The following is a 16,761-nucleotide window of genomic DNA, read 5'->3' on the forward strand; positions in this document are numbered from 1 at the left end:
AGAAAAGGTGGACAAAAAAGTTTAAAAGGCTGTGAAAACATGAGAACTTCTTCTATTAATAAATCAAAATATGGATTCTATTTTGTACTTCCATACTTCATTGCATTTCTTATTTTTGGTTTAGTGCCAATTATTTTCTCGCTCTATTTAAGCTTCACGAAGTGGGATGGGTTTTCAGACCCAGTGTTTGTTGGGCTGGATAATTATGCACGACTACTCAAGGATACATTCTTTTTCAAAGCAATAGGAAACACATTAATCATTTGGATTTTATCAATTGTTCCGCAATTGGTTCTAGCTTTGGCGCTAGCCATGATCCTTAACGAAAAATTTATTAGAGGAAAGCATTTCTTTCGAGCGGTGTTCTATTTCCCTAATATTGTAACACCTGTCACACTAGGGGTTTTGTTCAGCTTAATGTTCGATTGGCAAACAGGAAGTGTTAATAAATTTTTAATGGGAATTGGGCTTATTGATGATCCAGTAAACTGGTTTAACAGCCCTTGGCTTTCAAGGTTTATTGTAGCAGGAGTAATTATGTGGCAATACTTTGGATTTAATATGCTTGTCTTTATTGCTGGTCTTCAATCAATTTCTGAAGAGTTATATGAAGCAGCTAGAGTTGACGGAGCTTCAAAATGGGATATTGCGACTAAAATAACATTGCCTTTATTAAGACCGGTTCTATTGTTTACGTTTATTACTTCCGTAATCGGTGGTCTTCAATTGTTTGATGCGCCGTTAATGCTCGGAAATGGACCTGATAATTCGACACTGACGATGGTAATGTACTTATTCCAAACCGCTTTCCAACGATTTGATTATAGTTATGGAGCAGCCATTGCCTATGCAATTTTTATCATCATCTTGTTCTTCTCATTAATTACAATGAAGTTTTCAAAAATGAACAAAGTTGAACAGTAAAATATCTTTTTACTTTAGAAAAGTAGGAGACTTTCAGCTTGGAATGAAAGGGGATCCTTATGAAAGCAAATGATAGTATTGTAGAAAAAAGTTTTTCTTTTAGCAAAAAGAAAACAAAAAAAGAGTTTAATTCAAAATCATTCTTAGGGAAATTTGCAGTATACTTCTTGCTGATTGCCGTTGCCTTTACCTGTCTGCTGCCTTTTTACAGTATGATGGTCACTTCTTCTCATGCAAATTCAGATATTGCAAGGAAGCTGCTGCTCGTTCCTGGGAGTGAGTTTATCGAGAACTATAAACGATTAATTGATACCGTGCCAATTTGGAGAGGTTTTGTCAATACCGTGTTTATAACGGTTACTTCAACTGTATTAAACTTATATTTCTCGGCATTAGCAGGTTATGGTTTTTCAAAATATAACTTCAAATATAAGAATCTACTTTTTCTTGCTGTGTTAGGAACGATGATGATTCCTGGTCAGTTAGGTATTATTGGTTTTTTCAAGTTGATGGATAGCTTTCAAATGTTAAACACTTATTGGCCGCTCATTCTTCCATCCATTTCGAATGCATTTGGTATCTTCTTTATGAAGCAAATGTGTGATTCTAGTATCCCAACAGAAATTCTAGAATCAGGAAGAATTGATGGCTGCGGGGAATTGAAAATATTCCATCGTTTAGTATTGCCGTTGCTCATGCCATCTCTCGCAACATTGGGAATCTTTTCGTTTATTGGAAAGTGGAATGACTTCTTAACACCAATGATTGTTCTGTTTGATAATGAACTGCAGCCGCTGCCAGTCATGATTGCAATGGTAAAATCACAGTTCTCAACAGACTTTGGAGCCATGTATGTGGGAATCGTTATCTCCGTTATTCCGATTTTAATCTTCTTCTCAATGGTTTCTAAGAAAATTATCAGCGGAGTTACAGCTGGAGCATTAAAAGGATAATCCTATTAAAAACTTGATAGGGGTGATGTGAAAATACATAATAAAAAACTTCAGTGAAAGGATGAAACCATCGATCACTGAAGGATGCATAGCTTATCAAATTCAATTTTAGTGTAAAAGAATTGACGGTCTTAGGCACTAAAAGAGAACGATAAGAAAAACAATAGACGTTAATTATACCAAAAAAGGGGCTGTACATCTATATGAAAAAGTGGATTTCTGTTCTATTAGCTTCTGTTCTTGTTGTAGCATTATTTGCTGGATGTTCTAACAGTGAAAGTGCGAATGCTTCTAATGATAAAAAAGGTGATAGCAATAAAGTCGAAGGTAAATTAACAATCTGGACTTTCTTTGGACAAGTTGAAGATATGGCCAAAGAATTTGAGAAAAAATATCCGGATGCAGAGGTTGAAGTGAAAATCTTCCCTGGCGATCAATACCAAACAAAGCTGTTAAATGTACTTCAGACAGGTAGAGATGTACCGGATATTTTTGACTTAGAAAGAGCCTATATTGACAAGTTTATTAATTCTAAGTATGCAGCAAATCTATCTGATATGGGTGCAGAAGCTCTTCTTAAGGATTACGTTCCATATGTACAAGCATTAGGCAGAGATAGTAAAGGTGATGTACGAGCAGTTTCTGACCACTCTTCACCAGGTGGATTCTGGTATATCAAAGAAAATGCTAAAAAATATTTAGGAACGGACAACCCTGATGAAATCAGTGCCATGGTAGATTCATGGGACAAAATTATTGAGTTAGGTAAGAAAGTAAACAAAGACAGCAATGGAAAAGTTCATTTAATTTCTCATTATGGTGATGTATACAATGTTGAAGCCTATCATGAAAAGCCTTGGGTAAAGGATGGAAAATTAACCATCGCTAATAGCTGGAAAAAGAATTATGAAATTCAAAAAGAAATCTTTAATAATGACGTGGATGCAAAGCTTGAATTTTTCTCAGCAGGCTGGGGAAATGCCATCAATGATGGAAGTGTTGTATTAAATGCAATGCCGGCTTGGGCTGGCTTCATGGTTGATAACAAAGATAACAGTGCAAATGATAAATATGGCCTGGCGAAAACACCAAAAGGCTTCTATATGGGTGGAACATACCGATCTATCTATGAAAAATCAGAAAATAAAGAGCTGGCATATAAGTTTATAGAGTTTATTACAAGTGAAGAGTGGCAGCAACACAACCTAGAAACAACAGGAAACATGCCAGGATTATTAAGTGTTTATGAAAAGAACTTAGAAACGTTCAAAACTCCGATGTTTGGTGAGCAAAATATATTAAAGCCATATTACGAATCGGTGAAAGAAATTCCTGGAATGAAATCAGACAAGTATGGTGAAGAAGTGTTAAGTAAGTGGAGAAAAGTAGCGGGTCAGGGAATAAAAGATAATGCTGATATTGATGAAGTAATTAAAGACTTCAAGAAAGAAGTACAAAACTCATTCCCTGAACTTAAGGTTGATTAATTAGCAAGTTGTAAGAATTATGAATGGCTTAAAAAAATACACTAGGAATCCTCTCCCGCTCATAATCGTGAAGTTAATAGATTCTGAGTGGGATGAGGGGGATTCTTTTAAGTCATTCTTTCATCATTGAGAGGGGCAGTAAAATGAGTAGTATCCATGAAGAAATTAACAAAATTCGCATTATTGATGGTCATGAACACATAGACCCGATGGAAATTAGAAGGAAAAATAAAGTGGATTTTTTTGGTCTTCTTCATTATTTAGAATCTGACTTAATAACGGCTGGAATGGAACGCGGGATCTTAAGCAAAAATTCACCATTAAATGATGAAGAGAAAGCAGAGAAATTTTTAAACTTCTATCAAAAGGCGAGAAATACAACGTATGCACGTACATTAAACACAGCTGTAAAGGACTTATATGGAATGGAAGAATGGTCTGTTCCCGGCATACTAGCTTTAAATGAAAAGGTGATAGCTGCTACAAATGATGACCAATGGTACCCGAAGGTGTTAAAAGAAAAGTCGGGAATTGATATGGCTATCACACTAGCTTATACGACCAATGTTGACTTTTCTCTTTTTCGTCCGGTCATGTTCATGGATTACGCATATAAATTGAGAACAATTAAGGATGTACAGGTAATTGAAAGACATTCAGGAGTAAATGTTCATACATTCCAGGATTATCTGCATGCTGTCGATGCCTTATTAAATAAATTTGTCTCTGAAGGAATGGTTGCGGCAAAGCTCGGACATGCCTATTGGAGAACGCTTAAATCATCCAAACCAACATTTTATGAAGCGGAAAAATGTTTCAATACTTTACTTTCCTCGTTTTTAGACGAGCCAATGGCGCAGCAGGATGCGATTGTCCTGCAGGATTACTTGATTCATCATATTATCCAAGGATCAATCAGACATGATTTACCGATTCAGATTCATACAGGACATCATGAAACCAGTGTTGCAGGGAACGGCAATATTATTACAAACTCAAACGTTACGGATTTACTTCCATTATTGCTTTCATATCCTGATGCAAAATTTGTTTTGTTACATTGTGGTATTCCCTACCACCAAGAATATTTGACCATTGTAAAAAACTATCACAATGTATATGCAGACTTTACATGGGTGTATATCCTTTCTCCCACAATAGCAAAACAAATATTGCATCAAATGATTGAAATGGTTCCGCAAACAAAGATCTTTGGTTTTGGCGGTGATTACAATTTTATTGAGGGAACCTATGCTCATCAAAAGCTTGCCCGTAAAATTGTAGGAGATGTTTTAGTCGAAAAGGTACAAGACCAAATGTTGACAGAAAGTGAAGCAGTTGAGTTTGCACAGCGAATTTTTAGAGATAATCTGATTGAATTTTACAAACTAAAGGTGTGATTTCCTTGAGTACTATTATTAACCTTCATGATAATGAAATTGAAGTGTATTCGTCAGAACGAAAGAGCATTAATGCTTTTCTAAAACTGTCTTCACTGCTTGAAATTTATAACGGTGAACAGACAGTAGAGGATATCCAAATAACAGAAGTGAATCAGAAAGGTGACAGCTTACATGTTTCGGGCAAAGGAGAGTTTTTCTCTGTCCAGTCTGAGTGGAAACAAGTCAAGGAAAGCAGTCAGTATATTCAGGTTGACTTAAATGTTCACTATAACCAGGAAGTTTCAGGGGATTTTGGATTACAATTTAAAGCACAATTAGCCGGTAACGGAAAGCCGACTTGGATGATTCCGGGTGCCTTTTATAAAGAAAATCGTTTTGAGCATAATGCTCGGCAATACCCTAGATATGATTACCGCGATGGCAATCATGAAGAAATGGTATCTGACCACTGGTCCTTTCGATCAGACCGTGCTGCACTTCCGGCAGTTTTTGCTTGGAATGATGAAATGTGCGGGGCTTTATCTGTGGAGGAAATGTCACCACTTGGTTTGACAGGCTTAGGGTTTAAAGGAAATGAAACGGAAACCTCTATTTGGGTAAACTTTCCTTATAAAGAAGAGCCGGTTACATTTGTTGGGGAGCCAATTCCTGAACCAAAGGATATTTCACTATATACCTTTAAACCAGGTGAAAGTGTCAATTTGCGAGTAAAAATCTATACTGGATCAGCTGATTTACATTCTTATGATCCTTTTGTCCGCGAAATCTATAAGCAGCATCAGCAAGAGCATGCATTAAATCCGTGGATGGGACTTGAAGAAGCAGCAGAATTAACCGCACATGGCTTATATCGCTGGCATTATATGCCAGAACATAGCATTCTAGCAGAAACTGCCGCCTTTGACCGTGAGTTTAATAACAATGTAAAAGGAATGGGAGACCGCCCTCACATGCATGTTGGCTGGGTCAGCGGGGCGCCGTACGCCTATGCATTACTAACATATGGAAGAAAAAATGGGATAAAGCAATATGTGGATGCCGCAATCGATGTCATAAATAATATTGCATCTGCACTCGCTCCGAGTGGTACGTTTTGGGCGTCATGGGTGCTCGGGAAAGGCTGGGGAACTGGCTGGAATCCAAAAAACACTTGGCTGCAGGCAAGAACTATCTCTGAGGCAACCTTGTTTATGGTTCGTGCTCTATCTTTTGAGAAACAATCAGGATATAGCCACCCTAATTGGGAAAAGGCTGTAACATCCAATTTAAACTTTGCAGTTAAAACGCAGCGTCCTGATGGAAATTTCGGTTCGTATTATCACTGTGAAAGTGGTGAGGTCGAAGAGTGGGACGGTGCAGGAGGTATTTTATGGATTGCCTCTTTATTAGAAGGAAGTAAATTTTTTGAAAAAGAAGAGTATCGTGCCGCAGCAGAAAAGGCAGGCTTTTATTATGAAAAATTTGTGGTGGATGAATACATCTATGGAGCGCCAGAAGATGTCCATTTAACACCCACATCTGAAGATGCTTATAATGCTGTGGTCGCATATGTATTACTCTATGAAAGTGATAAAAATGAAAAGTGGTTAGAGCTTGCCAAATCTGCAGCAGATTGGTTAATGACCTTCCGTTGGACTTATAATCTAGCATTTCCAGAACATACATTGCTGAATCAGTACGATTTCCGCTCTCGCGGTGCAGACCAAGCATCGCCGTCTAATCAGCATTTACATAATTATGGCCTGTTTTGTGTACCAGAAATGCTTCGTTTATGGAAATATAGTGAGGATCCCTATTACTTGGACCGAACTCGAGATCATATCGCATGTTTCTTGCAATTTATTGCTAGAAAAGATGGTGATTTTAACGCTTATAAAGGAATGGTTACAGAGCGTTTTTATAATACGAATTGCTTCCAGCCGAAGGGAATGATGTTAACATTGTCTCATTCCTGGTGTGTTGGTCTAGTGCTCTATGCTGCTCAGGAAGCATTAGCTTTTAATAGCGATTTGAAGCTATCTTAATTGAAAATTCAATTAGCCATCCTGGTCTGTCCAAGATGGTTAGTTGAGTTTACATAAACTGCAGAGCTATCAAAAAGATGGAGGGATGAAGATGAAAAAGAAGCTTGCGATTATCCATACGACTCCAGTTACTATTGAGCCGTTAAAAGAGTTAGCCAAAAAAATAATTGGAGAATGCGAGATTGTCAATTTAGTAGATGACTCTATCCTCCCGCAGCTAAGTAATAATGGCGGGAATATCAAAGAAATTGCTAATCGCTGGGAAAGTTATGCGAAGACAGCTGAGGAACTTGGAGCAGATTGCATTTTAAACGCCTGCTCTTCCATAGGTGAACTTGTTTCCTTGACACAGCCAAAAGTAACTACGCCAATTGTCCGGATTGATGATGCAATGGCAGAATATGCGATTAGTACGGCTGCAAAAATAGGGGTTGCGGCTACATTGGAAACCACATTAAAGCCGACACTGGATTTGCTGAAACAAAAAGCTGCAGAGAAACAAAAAGAAGTTGAGTTTGAACCGATTCTAGTGGCATCAGCTTATCAGAAATTAATGGCAGGCGATAAAGATGGTCATGATTCGGACCTTTCTGCAGCTTTACTTGAATTAGCAAAAACAGTAGATATCGTTATTCTAGCTCAGGCGTCGATGGCCAGAGTTGTTTCAACCTTTACCCCAGATGAACAGCGTCAATTTGTGACGAGTCCAGAATTAGGCATGAAAGCTGTTAAATACACATTACAAAATACTAAATAAAAGGATGATTATGTTGAACAAAGTAAAACCAGCTAATGTACTCCCATTAACAAACGCATTACAAATGGCGGAAAAATTTCAATATGCAACAGGTTCATTTTCACCTCGTTATACAGCAATGATTAAACCAGTTTTACAAGCAGGTCAAAAAACAGATTCACCGCTTATTGTTCAAATCTCACAAAAAGAATTAGAGCGTTATGGAATTACACCATTTGAATTTGGTGATGAGTTTTATAAACAAGTAGAAACTTTAGAAATTACAGTACCCGTTGTTTTACATTTAGACCACACGAAGGAATTAGCCGTTATTAAGGATGCAATTGAAGCAGGTTTCACATCTGTTATGATCGATGCCTCAGAAAAACCATTTGACGAGAATGTAAAGATTACAAAAGAGGTTGTGGAATATGCGCATGCAAAGGGAGTATCTGTTGAAGCAGAACTTGGCATGATTGGTACAACTGATTTTATTGAAACAGATAGTGATGAAGAATTATATACAGATCCAATTGAAGCGGCAGAATTTGTTAAACAAACGGGAGTTGATGCCCTAGCAGTTTCATGTGGTACAGCACATGGTGTGTACATGGTTCGTGAACCCAAGGTTGATTATGACCGTTTAAGTGGTATCCGTGAGTTAACACCTGTCCATTTAGTCCTTCACGGCGGATCCGGTGTGCCGAGTGAAATGATTCATAAAGCATTTCAGCTGACAAACGGCGGCGTGAGTAAAGTAAATATTGCCACTGACCTAGAGCTGTCTTTGCTAAAGGCAATCGGGCGAGAAGAGAGAATGACCAATGCTGAATGTAAAACATTACCATTAGATGAATTGCAGGCAGGTCAAAAGGCAGTCGAAGAAACAGTATCAGAAAAGATTACTCAATTTTTATTAAGTGCTAATAAAGCAAGTCATTTCAGCCAATAACACAAAGAATCAACAGATTGGGGTTTTAGGAAATGAAGGATAAAACATTTCATATGATTGGTAATGCTCACTTAGATCCAGTTTGGCTATGGCAATGGCAAGAGGGATTTCAAGAAACAAAAGCTACATTTCGTTCAGCACTGGACCGAATGAAGGAATATGAAGATTTTATTTTCACCTGTAGTTCAGCAGCAATGTTTGAATGGGTAGAAGAAAATGATCCTGAAATGTTTGCTGAAATCAAAGAGCGGGTAAAAGAAGGCCGCTGGGTGATAGTCGGAGGCTGGTGGATTCAGCCAGATTGCAATATTCCTAATGGAGAGTCGTTTGTACGTCAGGGGCTATACGGTCAGCATTATTTTCAAGAGAAATTTGGTGTAACAGCGCGTGTTGGCTACAATGTTGATAGTTTTGGTCATCACGGCATGCTTCCACAAATTCTAAAGAAAAGTGGAATGGACTCTTACGTTTTTATGCGGCCAGCACCAAATGAAAAAGGTCTTCCGGGCAGACTCTTTTGGTGGGAATCAGATGATGGCACACGTGTATTGGCATTCCGAATTATGCAGGAATACAATTCATGGGGCAAAGAGCTTGATCGAATTGTCCATAGAAGTAAAGGCGAGTTCAAAGGAAATGTCAATGATCTAATGATTTTCTATGGAGTTGGAAACCATGGCGGCGGACCAACGAAGGAAAACATTGAGAGTATCTATCGATTGAATAAGGATGATAGTCTTCCTAATCTAACAATCTCATCACCTGATGAATATTTTGAAAAAATGAAAAATACAAATGATTTACCTGTAGTTCATGATGATCTGCAGCACCATGCAAGCGGATGCTATGCTGCTCATTCTGGTGTGAAGCAATACAATCGTAAAGCAGAAAATATCGTAATGACAGCAGAAAAATATTCGGCCCTTGCTTCTTGGTTAACAGGACAACCCTATCCAGCTGAATTTAAACGGGCATGGAAAAATATTTTATTTAATCAATTTCATGACATTCTAGCGGGTACAAGTATTGAACCAGCCTATGAAGATGCAAGGAATTTATATGGTGAAGCGATCGCGATTGCTGACAGGGCATTAAATAATGCAGTTCAATCGATTTCATGGAAGATTGATATTGAACAGGATGAAAGAATGAAACCCATTGTTGTCTTTAACCCGCATGCATGGGAAAGCAAAGTGAATGTAGAAATTGAAATTGGCGGCTTTAAATCAACCTCCGTTTTAGTGGATGATCAAGGAAATGCTGTTCCCTTTCAAACCGTACAGTCACAAGCAACAGCAGGTGGAAGATGGCGCTTAAACTTCTTGGCTGATTTACCGGCCATGGGATATCGTGTGTACAAACTTTATACTGAACTAAGCACCGTTACACCAGTGGGTGAACCAATTAATGCAGGGTATTACTCCATGGAAAATGAACGTTTTAGAATCGAATTTGATTCCGAAACAGGCTGGATTAAGAGTTTATATGATAAACAAGTAGAGCATGAAGTTTTTTCAGGTCCTGCTGCAATTCCGATGGTCCTGAATGACAAAACAGATACTTGGAGCCATGATACACTCCATTTTAATGATAGATTAGGCGAGTTTAAAGCTACGAAGATTTACCTGGCAGAGCATGGACCCGTTAAATCTGTGATTCGAGTGAAAAGTGAGTACGGGCGCTCTATATTGATTCAGGACTTTACCATGTATCAAGAGAAAAATCAGATTGATGTAAAGGTTACGGTTGATTGGCGTGAAAAGTTCAAGATGTTAAAGCTTGTTTTCCCTATTAATTCTATCTTTAGGAAACAAACATATGAAATTCCGTATGGAACCATTGAGCGGGAGCATAATGGCGAAGAGGAACCAGGTCAAAGCTGGGTGGATGTAACTGGCGTTCGTCCAAACCACGAGGGCGTATACGGTTTGAGTTTGATGAATGATGCAAAATATAGTTACAGTATCCATAATAAGGAACTTTCTTTAACGGTATTACGCAGTCCAATTTATGCTCATCATGATCCGCTTGTACCAGAAGAGGACGGGGAATATACGTTTATCGATCAAGGAATTCAGCGCTTTGAATACTCGTTACTGCCGCATGAAGGAAGCTGGGAAGATGCGGAAACAGCGAAAAGAGCAGCGGAGTTAAATTGTAAACCAATTTCTATTATTGAAACCTTCCATAAAGGTTCATTACCACAAACAGATTCTTATGTGAATGTAAATGGTGCCAATCATGTGCTTATCAGTACAATCAAGAAAGCAGAAGACAATGAAGATTTGATTATTCGCGCGTATGAAACGAATAAGGTCGCAGCAGAGGTTGAAATCACTTTGCCGAAATTTAATCGTTCCTTTAAGGCATCCTTTAAACCTTCAGAAATAAAAACTTTCCGAATCCCTAAGGATAGCGAAAAGCCAGTTAGGGAAACGAATCTAATTGAATGGGATGAGTAGATCGATATGAAGCTGCTAGAACTAAAAAAGCAATTGCAGGAAACAGGTAAGTTCATGATGGAATATGACCTAGCCTGGGGAAATTCAGGTAATATCAGTGCGAAAACAGAGGATAATTCTTTCCTTATTACAGCCAGCGGGACCTATTTAGGAGATTTAGATGCAGAGGATTTTGCACAATGCTCTTTAGGAGTTTCCGGGGGATCTAGTTTCGGTCCCAAGCCTTCGAAAGAAGTACCCATGCATCAAGCAATCTATGAAACAAGGCCAGAAATTGGAGCGGTACTACATGCTTCACCATTATATAGTACGCTGATTGCTTCATCTAAACACGACATACCTGCTGGATGGTTTGTTGAAGGGATGTATTATTTAGAAAAGATTGAACGTGTCCCGTATGCACATCCTGGTTCCATTGAATTAGGTGAACTGGTTCGAGAAAAGGCGAAAAACGCCAACATTCTTTTATTAGAAAACCATGGTGTTCTTGTTTATGATACCAGCATAAGGGAAGCGAAAATGGCACTGCAAACATTAGAAATGGCATGCCGTATGTATATCATCTCCCGCAGCTCCGGAATTGCACTTCAAGAGCTACCTGAAAATGTGATACAAAGTTTTCTGCATGATTCAGGATACAAGCCGAGAAGGAAGTGGGAAAATTGATTGGAATTGTTGCGGATGATATTACAGGGGCAAACGATATTGGGATCATGTATGCGAAAGCAGACTGGCGGGCAGATGTCTATCCTTATCCATTTTTACAATCAAAAATGGGAACGTTCCCACCAGATGTGTTAATCATCGATACGAATTCTCGTCTCGATTCCTATGATGAAGCCTATGAAAAGGTCTTTTCGAGCACAGAAAAACTTAAGCGGCTTGGCTGTGAACAATTTTTTAATAAAACATGCTCGGTTTTTCGTGGAAATATTGGTGCTGAATTTGATGCGATGCTCGATGCGCTAGAAAGTGAGTTTGCTGTTGTGGTACTTGGTTTCCCAAAAAACGGCAGAACTACGATAAATGGCCAGCATTATGTTCGTGGAAAAAAATTAGCAGATTCTGAGTTTCGTCATGACCCTGTACATCCGATGAAGGAATCTAATCTGGTTGAGATTTTACAATCACAAACAAAAAGAAAAGTAGCACTTGTGGATGTCAATATCGTTGAACAAGGCAGCGAAATACTTAAACAAGAAATTGAAGTAATGCGAACAAAGTGCAATTACTTGTTGATTGATGTTAGAGACCAGGTATCTTTACAAATTATTGCGAGTGCCATCAAGGAAGAAAAGATTATCTGCGGTGCATCAGGCATTGCAGAAGAATTAGCACTCGTAATGAATCAAGGTTTAAAGGAACAACAATCTATTAAATTACCAAAATTAGATACAGGAGTACTATGTGCCGCTGGCAGTTTAATGCCCCAGACCTTTAGGCAAGTAGAAGAGATGAAGAACAGAGGACTTCCAGTATTGGAATTGGAATCACGTAAATTGTTTTCTGGGCAAAGAGATGTCCATATAGAAGAGCTTATTAAGAAGCTTGTCACCTGCTTAACAAAAGGGGAAGATGTGCTGGTGCACTCTTCAAATGACATTGAAGTAGTACAAGTAACAAAGCAAATTGCTGCAAGTTTAGGTTATTCGAATACAGAGATTTCAAGGGTCGTATCGGAATCATTAGCGTTTGTAGTCGATGAAACAGTAAAAAGGACAAATGCTAATCGCCTGTTAATAGCAGGCGGTGAAACCTCTGCTTCTGTCTGCAGCAGGCTTGGGATTGAAGGACTTCGAGTCTGGAAGGAAATTGAACCTGGTCTTCCCTCATGTTTGAGCTTAAATAAGCCCTCCATGATGCTTGTTTTAAAGTCAGGCAGTTTCGGGAGTCCTGACTTCTTTGCAAAGGCGATTGAGCACCTTAAGGAAAATGAATGATCTTAATAGGGGATGTCACAATGAATGCTAAATTAGAAAATGCTAAATTAGAAAAGCTAATTGAAAAATATCCAGAGTTAATAGAATGTCAGGATAGTATTATGGAAGCTTTTAATGCGATTAAAAAGTCGTATGAAGCAAATGGAAAACTGCTGCTTGCTGGGAATGGAGGCAGTGCAGCCGACTGTGAGCATGTTGTTGGTGAATTAATGAAGGGGTTTATGTCGAAGCGGCCTTTGCCTCAAACAGTCAAAGCAAAGTTAAGGGAAGCGGCAGATGGCAGTGACTATCTTGGTGAGAATTTACAAGGGGCACTCCCTGCTATCTCGCTTGTCAGCCATTCGGCACTTATGACAGCCTTTGCCAATGATGTTGCTCCTGATATGGTGTTTGCACAGCAGGTTTACGGTTACGGAAAACTTGGCGATGTATTCTTGGGCTTTAGTACTTCAGGTAATTCCAACAATATTAACCATGCTGTAAAAGTGGCAAAAGCACTTGGATTAACAACGATCGGATTCACAGGTAAAAGCGGCGGGGCTTTAAAAGAGCTTTGTGATATCACCATATGTGTTCCTTTCGATAGCACACCAGATATTCAGGAAAGACATCTGCCTATTTACCACACCCTTTGCATCATGCTTGAGGAGGCGTTCTTTGGATGAAGCCCGTTCTAGCAGGTTTAGATATCGGTGGAACCAAGTGTGCTGTAGTAGTTGGTACAGAAGATCTGCATGGAATTCAGATTTTAGCAAAACAAAGTTTTCCTACTCCTGATACACCCGAAAAGGCTTTGTCGGAAATGATGGATGCATTAGAGAAAATGTTATTTGAACAGAAAGAGTATGTCTTAACAGCAATTGGAATAAGCTGTGGCGGTCCTCTTGACAGTAAGAAAGGTCTCATCTTATCACCTCCTAATTTACCAAACTGGGATAAGATTGATGTATTAACACCGCTAAGGAATCGTTTCCAAGTCCCTGTTTCAGTCCAAAACGATGCCAATGCCTGCGGTCTGGCTGAATGGAAGTGGGGCGCAGGTAAAGGCACACAGAATATGGTCTTTCTAACATTTGGTACGGGAATGGGTGCAGGTTTCATATTGGATGGCCGCTTGTATACGGGTACTAATGATATGGCTGGTGAAGTCGGCCATGTTCGATTGGAACAGGATGGGCCAATCGGATACGGAAAGGCTGGATCATTCGAAGGCTATTGCAGCGGCGGAGGTATTGCCCGTTTAGCTCAGATGATGGTTAAAGAGTGGTTTAATCAAGGAATGAGCACCGCTATTTGTTCTTCAATGGAAGAAATTGCTGAGATCACAGCAAAAAGTGTTGCTGATGCTGCAAATGCCGGGGATGAGCTGGCCAATCAGGTTTATCAGCTTGTCGGAAAGAAATTAGGGAGAGGCTTAGCGTTATTAATCGATATGCTTAATCCCGAAAAAATTATTATCGGCAGCATTTACTTACGGCAGGAGGCTTTATTAAAACCGATTGTGATGGAAGAACTGCGGAAAGAAGCCCTCCCTTTCTCACTGGAGGTTTGTGAGGTTGTTCCTTCAGGGTTAAAAGAAAGTGTGGGTGACCTAGCGTCTCTCTCTGTTGCCAAATATGCACTTGAACTCGAAGGATAGGTCAAGCCCAAAAAAAGACTAAAGGAGTCATACTATGTTTCAAATCGAAAAAACACAAGACGAGCTGGATTTTCTTTTTCATAATCAAAGGATTTTATCAGGAATCCAAGTCTCGGTAAATATAGATTCTCACTCAAATTTATTTTTAGGTTTCAAATCTTCCTCAGAGAGTACAGCAGAAGACCGCCTCGGCACCTATAAGGAATATCGATATCAGTATAGTGATGAGGTGGAAAGTGTAACCGCTGCAGTAACATTCCGCTGCTATGATTCTTTTATAACCACATTTGTTGATGCAGCAATTAAAAATGATGAATTGTTTAAAAAACAAGCTTATTTCTCTCCAAAGCAAGCAATTAACATCAGAATTGCTAACCTTATGGATGATTATCAGGCAATGGCAAACTATCAGCATAAAGATTGGTGGACCCGCCCATTTTTTACGAACAACATCAAGGAAGTGCCTGAACGAACACAATCTTTGCTTTTAAAAGGTGATCATCATTATTATCATCTGCTTCCTGTGTGCGATCAAGAAGCGCGGACAGATTTAGCTGGAACTGAAAAGGGCTTGCAGATTTCTGTTTCTCCATTTCATGGAGGTTATAACCAGATTAGTACCTTTGCCTTTATTCTTGGAGCATCAAAAGACCCTTTCCAATTAGTTAATGACAATGTAAAGACTGCTTTAAATTTCTGTGGGCAAAGTGTCCTTTCTAGAGAAGAAAAGAGCTATCCAGAAATACTAGATTATTTAGGCTGGTGCAGCTGGGATGCCTTTTATCATGAAGTCAATGAGGAAGGAATTCTTACGAAAGCAGAAGAGCTGCAGCAAAAAAATCTTCCTGTTAAATGGATGATGATTGATGATGGCTGGTCAGAAGTGAGTGGAAGAAAGCTTCAATCCTTTGATGCTGATCAAGCGAAATTCCCTAGTGGACTATCCAGTACTGTATCCTCCCTTAAACAGAAGTATGGGGTAAACTGGGTAGGTGTTTGGCACACACTTGCAGGGTATTGGGAAGGAATTGCGCCCGATAGTTCTTTAGCAAAATCTTTAGATAAGCATTTATACCAAGCGAAAAATGGCAGTTTAATCCCATCCCCTAATGCGGAAGCAGGCTTTGGTTTTTGGCATGCCTGGCATTCAAAACTTAAAAAAGATGGAATCGATTTTGTTAAGGTAGACAGCCAAAGTGCCATTTCAAACTTTATGGCTCATAACCAGTCAGTTGGTGAGGCTGCCAGTGGAGCTCACACAGCACTTGAAGCGTCCTGTTCTTTGCATTTTAATAATACGGTTATCAATTGTATGGGAATGGCAGAGGAAAATATTTGGCATCGTCCATACTCCGCTGTTTCACGAAACAGCGATGATTTTGTCCCGCAGGAATTGAATGGTTTTAAAGAACATGCGCTGCAAAATGCCTATAATTCCCTTTATCATGGTGCCTTCTATTGGGGCGACTGGGATATGTATTGGACGAAAAACCATGATGATCAGCAGAATATGATTTTGCGCGTCATAAGCGGCGGTCCCATTTATTTCAGTGATGCTGTTGATAGCACGAATCCAGAAATGATTTGGCCGCTGATTTACAAGGATGGCCGAATTATTCGCTGTGACCAGCCTGGGATGCCAACAGAGGATTGCTTATTTAATGATCCTTTCAAAACAAAGGTGCCGCTTAAAATCTGGAACACCAGTAAAGGGGCAGGCGTTGTCGCAGCTTTTAATATATTTGAAGGAAATGAACCTATTAGAGGCTCTATTGGTCCAAAGGATGTACCCAATTTAATAGGTGAAGAGTTTATCCTCTTTGATGTCCTAACAAAGAAACATTGGAAGCTGAAAAAAGACGAAGTAATCAATATCGAATTAGGTGAAAATGGCAGTTCAGTATACCTTCTAATACCGGTAAAGAATTCAATCACGCCGATTGGACTTATCAATAAGTTTATTTGCAATCATGCAATAGAAAATAGTTGGTGCACGGAGACAGGGTTGAAGCAAAGGTTAAAAGAAGGCGGAGTATTTGCATTCTTGTCTGAAACGCAGCCATTAAAAGCAACCGTTAATGGTGTAGCGGCACCAATCGAAGTGGATGCTGTTAACCAGTCTATTTATAGTATTGATTGTCAAAACATTGAGGGTGAAGTGCTTCTAGAAGTAGTGATAAAAGACTAAGGTGAAGGAGGTATGAATGTGAAAAAAACAAGTATGAAGTAAGAATTCCGGTT

At 39.1% G+C, this 16,761-nt stretch carries 13 protein-coding genes; all 13 read left to right on the forward strand.

What is annotated here, in order from left to right; genetic code table 11:
• Positions 1 to 39 precede the first annotated feature (39 nt).
• The 13 genes from H0184_RS08615 to H0184_RS08675 all read left to right on the forward strand — a co-directional run bounded on the left by H0184_RS08615 (position 40) and on the right by H0184_RS08675 (position 16,708).
• On the forward strand, positions 40 to 924 hold the full coding sequence (locus tag H0184_RS08615) for a carbohydrate ABC transporter permease (RefSeq protein WP_221823416.1): 885 nt from the start codon (positions 40 to 42) through the stop codon (positions 922 to 924).
• Positions 925 to 983: 59 nt separating this feature from the next.
• Complete coding sequence (locus H0184_RS08620; RefSeq protein WP_221823418.1) at positions 984 to 1,877, forward strand: carbohydrate ABC transporter permease; 894 nt, start codon at positions 984 to 986, stop codon at positions 1,875 to 1,877.
• A gap of 203 nt (positions 1,878 to 2,080) precedes the next feature.
• Entirely contained in the window at positions 2,081 to 3,364 is a 1,284-nt protein-coding gene (locus H0184_RS08625) for an ABC transporter substrate-binding protein (RefSeq protein WP_221823420.1), read from the forward strand.
• Between the two features lie 143 nt (positions 3,365 to 3,507).
• Positions 3,508 to 4,764: an amidohydrolase family protein gene (locus H0184_RS08630; RefSeq protein ID WP_221823421.1), complete on the forward strand. Its 1,257-nt coding sequence runs from the start codon at positions 3,508 to 3,510 to the stop codon at positions 4,762 to 4,764.
• Between the two features lie 5 nt (positions 4,765 to 4,769).
• The gene (locus H0184_RS08635) at positions 4,770 to 6,791 is read left to right on the forward strand and encodes a YyaL domain-containing protein (protein WP_221823423.1); all 2,022 of its coding nucleotides are present in this window, start codon (positions 4,770 to 4,772) and stop codon (positions 6,789 to 6,791) included.
• Positions 6,792 to 6,882: 91 nt separating this feature from the next.
• Positions 6,883 to 7,548, forward strand: a complete 666-nt coding sequence (locus H0184_RS08640; RefSeq protein WP_221823425.1) for an aspartate/glutamate racemase family protein — start codon at positions 6,883 to 6,885, stop codon at positions 7,546 to 7,548.
• Positions 7,549 to 7,561: 13 nt separating this feature from the next.
• Positions 7,562 to 8,479: a class II fructose-bisphosphate aldolase gene (locus H0184_RS08645; RefSeq protein ID WP_221823427.1), complete on the forward strand. Its 918-nt coding sequence runs from the start codon at positions 7,562 to 7,564 to the stop codon at positions 8,477 to 8,479.
• 32 nt (positions 8,480 to 8,511) lie between these two features.
• Positions 8,512 to 10,941, forward strand: a complete 2,430-nt coding sequence (locus H0184_RS08650) for an alpha-mannosidase (protein ID WP_221823429.1) — start codon at positions 8,512 to 8,514, stop codon at positions 10,939 to 10,941.
• Positions 10,942 to 10,947: 6 nt separating this feature from the next.
• Positions 10,948 to 11,607, forward strand: a complete 660-nt coding sequence (locus H0184_RS08655) for a class II aldolase/adducin family protein (protein WP_221823431.1) — start codon at positions 10,948 to 10,950, stop codon at positions 11,605 to 11,607.
• The gene (locus tag H0184_RS08660; protein ID WP_221823433.1) at positions 11,604 to 12,881 is read left to right on the forward strand and encodes a four-carbon acid sugar kinase family protein; all 1,278 of its coding nucleotides are present in this window, start codon (positions 11,604 to 11,606) and stop codon (positions 12,879 to 12,881) included. The genes H0184_RS08655 and H0184_RS08660 overlap by 4 nt, the downstream gene beginning before the upstream one ends.
• 20 nt (positions 12,882 to 12,901) lie before the next feature.
• Positions 12,902 to 13,546: a D-sedoheptulose-7-phosphate isomerase gene (locus H0184_RS08665; RefSeq protein ID WP_221823435.1), complete on the forward strand. Its 645-nt coding sequence runs from the start codon at positions 12,902 to 12,904 to the stop codon at positions 13,544 to 13,546.
• Positions 13,543 to 14,520, forward strand: coding sequence for an ROK family protein (locus tag H0184_RS08670; protein ID WP_221823437.1), 978 nt, complete (start codon positions 13,543 to 13,545; stop codon positions 14,518 to 14,520). Before H0184_RS08665 ends, H0184_RS08670 begins: the two co-directional genes overlap by 4 nt.
• 34 nt (positions 14,521 to 14,554) lie before the next feature.
• Positions 14,555 to 16,708, forward strand: coding sequence for a Sip1-related alpha-galactosidase (locus H0184_RS08675; RefSeq protein ID WP_221823439.1), 2,154 nt, complete (start codon positions 14,555 to 14,557; stop codon positions 16,706 to 16,708).
• The last annotated feature ends 53 nt before the right edge of the window (positions 16,709 to 16,761 follow it).

This window comes from Neobacillus niacini (assembly GCF_019749295.1).
Lineage (GTDB): Bacteria > Bacillota > Bacilli > Bacillales > Cytobacillaceae > Neobacillus > Neobacillus niacini_D.

What these genes read in the sequence shown, in the direction of transcription:
- H0184_RS08615 (WP_221823416.1), top strand. Translation starts at nt 40, where the DNA reads ATGAGAACTTCTTCTATTAATAAATCAAAATATGGATTCTATTTTGTA.
- H0184_RS08620 (WP_221823418.1), top strand. Translation starts at nt 984, where the DNA reads ATGAAAGCAAATGATAGTATTGTAGAAAAAAGTTTTTCTTTTAGCAAA.
- H0184_RS08625 (WP_221823420.1), top strand. Translation starts at nt 2,081, where the DNA reads ATGAAAAAGTGGATTTCTGTTCTATTAGCTTCTGTTCTTGTTGTAGCA.
- H0184_RS08630 (WP_221823421.1), top strand. Translation starts at nt 3,508, where the DNA reads ATGAGTAGTATCCATGAAGAAATTAACAAAATTCGCATTATTGATGGT.
- H0184_RS08640 (WP_221823425.1), top strand. Translation starts at nt 6,883, where the DNA reads ATGAAAAAGAAGCTTGCGATTATCCATACGACTCCAGTTACTATTGAG.
- H0184_RS08650 (WP_221823429.1), top strand. Translation starts at nt 8,512, where the DNA reads ATGAAGGATAAAACATTTCATATGATTGGTAATGCTCACTTAGATCCA.
- H0184_RS08655 (WP_221823431.1), top strand. Translation starts at nt 10,948, where the DNA reads ATGAAGCTGCTAGAACTAAAAAAGCAATTGCAGGAAACAGGTAAGTTC.
- H0184_RS08665 (WP_221823435.1), top strand. Translation starts at nt 12,902, where the DNA reads ATGAATGCTAAATTAGAAAATGCTAAATTAGAAAAGCTAATTGAAAAA.
- H0184_RS08670 (WP_221823437.1), top strand. Translation starts at nt 13,543, where the DNA reads ATGAAGCCCGTTCTAGCAGGTTTAGATATCGGTGGAACCAAGTGTGCT.
- H0184_RS08675 (WP_221823439.1), top strand. Translation starts at nt 14,555, where the DNA reads ATGTTTCAAATCGAAAAAACACAAGACGAGCTGGATTTTCTTTTTCAT.